Annotated in this window: 2 protein-coding genes and 1 pseudogene; all 3 read right to left on the reverse strand. The window is 63.9% G+C overall.

Translation table 11 applies throughout. The annotated features are described in order from the left end of the window. Window positions 1-1432: AAA family ATPase (locus tag MOPEL_RS17130; RefSeq protein WP_009481932.1), on the reverse strand; the 1432-nt coding region annotated here is incomplete at its 3' end. A gap of 54 nt (window positions 1433-1486) precedes the next feature. Beyond that, complete coding sequence (locus tag MOPEL_RS05825; RefSeq protein ID WP_009481933.1) at window positions 1487-4069, reverse strand: DEAD/DEAH box helicase; 2583 nt, start codon at window positions 4067-4069, stop codon at window positions 1487-1489. Further along, window positions 4070-4405, reverse strand: a pseudogene (locus MOPEL_RS05830) (site-specific DNA-methyltransferase); the annotation flags it as partial.

Below are 4405 nucleotides of genomic sequence, written 5' to 3' on the forward strand. Positions count from 1 at the left end.
TTAGGTAAGTACTGACATCCACTGGGGCCGATCGCTCGCCAGTCGACATCGCTTCCTTGCGAACTCGAAATTTCTCCAGGAGTGGATCGAGAGACTCCGCGAAGTTCTCATCCCTCTGCTGAACAGTTGCAATGGCCGACGACACCACGCGAGGTGTGAACTCCAGTTGTTCGAGGTCATCTCGAAAGCGTTCAAGTGCACGCTGGGCGGCCCCAGCTTCTCGCGCGGTTGTGTCTGTGACGAATCGGTGGAATCTGGCGAGCCGGTCTGATGCATCGTCACTGAGTGTCTGCTGGCACAGGACGCAGACTGCGCCCTCCTTAATATGAGGGAAAGCATGTTCCGGATACACCTCCTTGGAGTACCCCTCCGCCGCACGCCACAACACTTGCCATACGCTTGATCCGACCCCAGAAAGTGGCTCATCAGCGAAGGTGTTGCGCGACGCGAGATCGGCTGCGCGTTTCGTAGCCGTGACTCTTTCGGACAGTTCGTCGAGCCGCTTCTGTCCGTCGGCTCCCAAAGCCTTGTCAAGGTCTACGAGGTGCTGAGAAATCGTCTCTAGAGCAGTCACGGTTGCGTTTAGTTGACGCTTCTCCTGCGTCGGGTCGCTTGTCCTGAGCCGAGCAATCGCGTTCACCTGATTCTCTAGTCGCTCGTCAACGTCTGAAGGGCAAGCCACCGCGGCGCTTATGGCGTCGTCCGTGGTCGATACGCTCAGGCTTTGGAGGAAGGCGCCGCCGGGACCGAGGTCGTCCACGTCGGGTAGAGGACCAGGTTGACTTACAGCTTGCTTCCAGCCGTCGATCACCTGTCGTACACCCGTACAGACCGCCGCCAGGTCGTCCAGGAGTTGGACCGCAGCCGGCCGGTAAGAGATTTCGGCCTCGGCGGTTAGATAGGTGTCACCGCAGTGCTCATCATAGAAGGCCACACGACTAAGATCAGGATCGGCTGGCTGCCCAAGTTGGACGTTGCGCTCGTTTGCGCCGACAGTGAATTCGACCTCTCCTGACTGCTGATCCGGCGTTTGAGCGAAAACGTCCGGCAAGATGTCAGCGTGATGCCTCGTTCGCACCATTGAGCGGATCACCCTGGCGTACCCGGACTTGCCACTGCCGTTGTTCCCAAATACGACCGTGAGCCCGTCTGGCTCGAATGTAAGTTCTTGACCAGATGCTAGGCGGTTGACGTTCGCGAGCCCTCTCACCGCGACGACGCGAACCGGCTCGTCCTTCGTGGCCTGCGTAGGTGACAGTTGAGCAAACCAGCCCCCGTTGGGAGGCGATTCGGGCTCTTCGAACAGGCTCCGCGCGATCTCCTCATGGTCTTGCTGTCCAAGCGCTTCCCCGGCAGCGATCCGTGCCAGAGCCTTTTGCTGCCACCATGGTCTCGACTTCGCCCAGACAAGCACGTCCTCGTAGGCGGTCATCTGCGCACTCCTTCACGCACCAGGACGAACGGGGGAACGAATTGGGTGAGCAGGTCAGTAGTCACTGGCCAACTCCGACTCGTACAGGGCCTTGGCACTCTGGGCATCTCGGATGGCATCGCGCACGCGTGGCTTAGTGATGTCGAGGACGCGTAGCACACCGCCTGTCTCGGCCACGGACTCGATGCGGCGGAAGTCGTTCGCGAAGCGCTCTGCGAAGTCGGCCAGTCCTCGCAGTTTCGGCAGGGCGTCGGAGAGGTGGTGGCCGTGTGGGTCTACGAGGTCCACGGCGACGCTGCCGTCGTGGTTGGTGCCGAAGAAGATGAAGTCAGGGCGCAGCGCCTTCCAGTCGCCCACCTCGTCCTTGTAGGCCACGGCGAGGGACTCCTTCGCCGCGCGGTCGGGGTTGCGGTACCAGCCCTGGAAGCCGGGCTGCGCGGCTTCGGAGTCGAGGACCTTGCGCTCCCACTCGTTCAAGGTGATCGGGACCGTCCCGTCCGCAGATGCCAGCAGATGCATCTCGCGGGTGGGCAGGTCCTCCTCAGTGCCGTCGGGATGACGCACCTTGGTGTCGGCCTGGCCGTTCTTCGGAACGAAGAGTGTGATCGGCTCGGGCGCCGTCGACATCGACTCCAGCCCGTCGTACTCGGCCTGGCGCTCGTCGCTCAGCCCCTTGCGTGAGACGCGGGTCTGTGTGAGCCACTCGCGGGACAGCCCATCGGCCTCGTGCTCGACCGCCTCGGCGATCTCGTGTACACGGCCGAGCGAAGCGACGGTGATGTGCGCTTCGAGGAGGTCGTCCTCGTCCCCGTCCGGCCCGACGAGGTGGTCGACATAGGAGGAGCACAGCGCTGGACTCAGTATCCGCGTGGCTGTGCGGTAGTAATCCTCGATGGCGCGAGGGTCGGCGCTCACGGAGAACGCACGGTAGGAGAACCCGCCGCCGACTCTGCCGCGGACCTCTTCGCCCTCCATCGTGAGCACATCCTCGCGTGCCTTCTCGACCTTCTGCTTGTACTGGACGGCACGCCCGTCGAGCACGGCGTGGAGATGCGTGTGCGCCTTCTCCACGGCCTCGTCAAGAAGATGATCCTTCGACAGCGCCGTCGCCAGGGCGGTAAGCCGACGGATGGGCTTCACGTTCTTCTTCGGGATCGTTACCGACGAGATGGCCGCGAAGCGCTCCCACACAGCCTGGGCAATCGCCGGGTTCGGGTACAGCAGGATCGGATCGAACAGCACCCGGCGCCCGAGTCCACCGCCGCCGTCCTCTCCCTCGTCGGCGTCCTTGCTCGTCGCGCCCTTCATCAGCAGTTCCGCGACTCCTGTGGCGGTCTTACGATCGAAAAGCGGCAGCAGGCAATCAACCGAGTTGAGCAGCTCGTTGCCAGGGATGCGCCGGGCGAGCGGTGTGCGCATCATCCGCCCGAGCAACTGCGTGATGTGGGTGCGGTCCTTGGCAGGGCGGAACGAGACGAGCACCTCGGCGCGCGGACAGTCCCAGCCGGTCGAGATTGCACTCTTGGCCAGCAGCACACGTACGTGCGTGGCGTCCTGAACCCGCTGCGGCTCGATGTACGGCACGACCTGCTGCCCGACAGTCAGGTCCGTGTGCTCGCCGAAGACGTTTGCCACAGCGTCATAGGGCAGCTCCGGCCAGGCCTCGTAGATCGTGTCCAGCGTCCGGGTGAGGATCTCCTGCGAGGGCTTGTCCCCGACCTGGACCACCAGCAGTGGGCGAACGGCTTCGGACTCGCCCTGGTCGCGCGCATAGTCCTGCCACGCGCTCTCGGAGGCCTTGATCTTCTCGACGGCTTTGGTCAGCAGCACGGTCTCGAACGCGCCGTCCTCGGCAGGGATCGACAGGGCGATGTCGTCCTTCAGGAGTCCCGAGGCCTGGACCAGCCCGGAGTCCACCTGCACCGACGGGAGGGCGTCACGCCCCTTCGCATCTTTCATCGCGGTCTCGAACCGCTCGACCGTGGCCGAGATGCCGAACACGACCGGCATCGCAGGCACGCTGCCTTGGCCATTGATGAGTCGATGCACGATGGTGGACCGCTCGCGCGCGCGCGTCCCCATGCCGCGGTGCGCCTCGTCCAGCACGAGGTAGAGCGTCAGGTCCTCGTTGGCGATGGTGTTCGTGATCGTGTCGTAGATGGAGGACTGAACATCGTCGGGGCGAGGCTCGAGACCTGGCAGCGTGTCATCGCCGCTGGCTTCCGGTGCACCCTTGACCAGGCGAGAGTTCTTACTCAGCTTCTGAGTATTGAGGAAGTACACGTTGCCAGGCCGAAAGGCCGGCTCGGAGAACGTCGTCGGCACTACCCGCAGTCGATGGTCGAGCTCGCTGGCCGCCGCCTGGATACGCGCACGCGACTGCTCGTTCAGCGCCGGGTCGTCCGAGAACCACAGCACGACGGCGCCCGGGTCACCGGCCACGTCGAACTCGTCGTTGCCAAAGAAGAGCGATTCGATCACAGCGGCGGCCATGACGGTCTTTCCAGCACCTGTCGTGGCGCTCAGTGAGAACTGCGAGAGCGCGCCGTAGCGACGGTAGGAGTCGCGAGCACGGTCCAGGTTCCGCAGCACGTCACGGACGGCCTCGGCCTGGTGGTCCTTCAGCGTGTAACGCATTTACAGGCTCCGTCCCGTGTTGATCTCGAAGTTCTGGAGGTACGACTCGTACAGACGAACCGGGACGACCCCGCTCGGCAGTTCGCGGCACACCATCTGGAAGGCGCTGTCGTCGTCCGTGACGACGAACGCGATGTCGACGCCCTCACGAGCACTCACCGCCGCGACGAACTCGTCCGACTGGTCGAGGTTCTCCAGCACGCCGTAGGAATCGGCCACGTCCCAGCCGTCTTCGCCGAGGTCGCAGATGACGCGACCACGGGACCCGGCGCGCAGCCACAGCATCGGCGCGACGCGCTCGAAGGCACGGTTGTGACGAACCGACAACGGCGCCTC

Source organism: Mobilicoccus pelagius NBRC 104925, from assembly GCF_000247995.1.
Lineage (GTDB): Bacteria > Actinomycetota > Actinomycetes > Actinomycetales > Dermatophilaceae > Mobilicoccus > Mobilicoccus pelagius.

Bases quoted from the DNA above. Each gene is read 5' to 3' on its own strand.
- MOPEL_RS05825 (WP_009481933.1), bottom strand. From the start codon at position 4,069: ATGCGTTACACGCTGAAGGACCACCAGGCCGAGGCCGTCCGTGACGTG.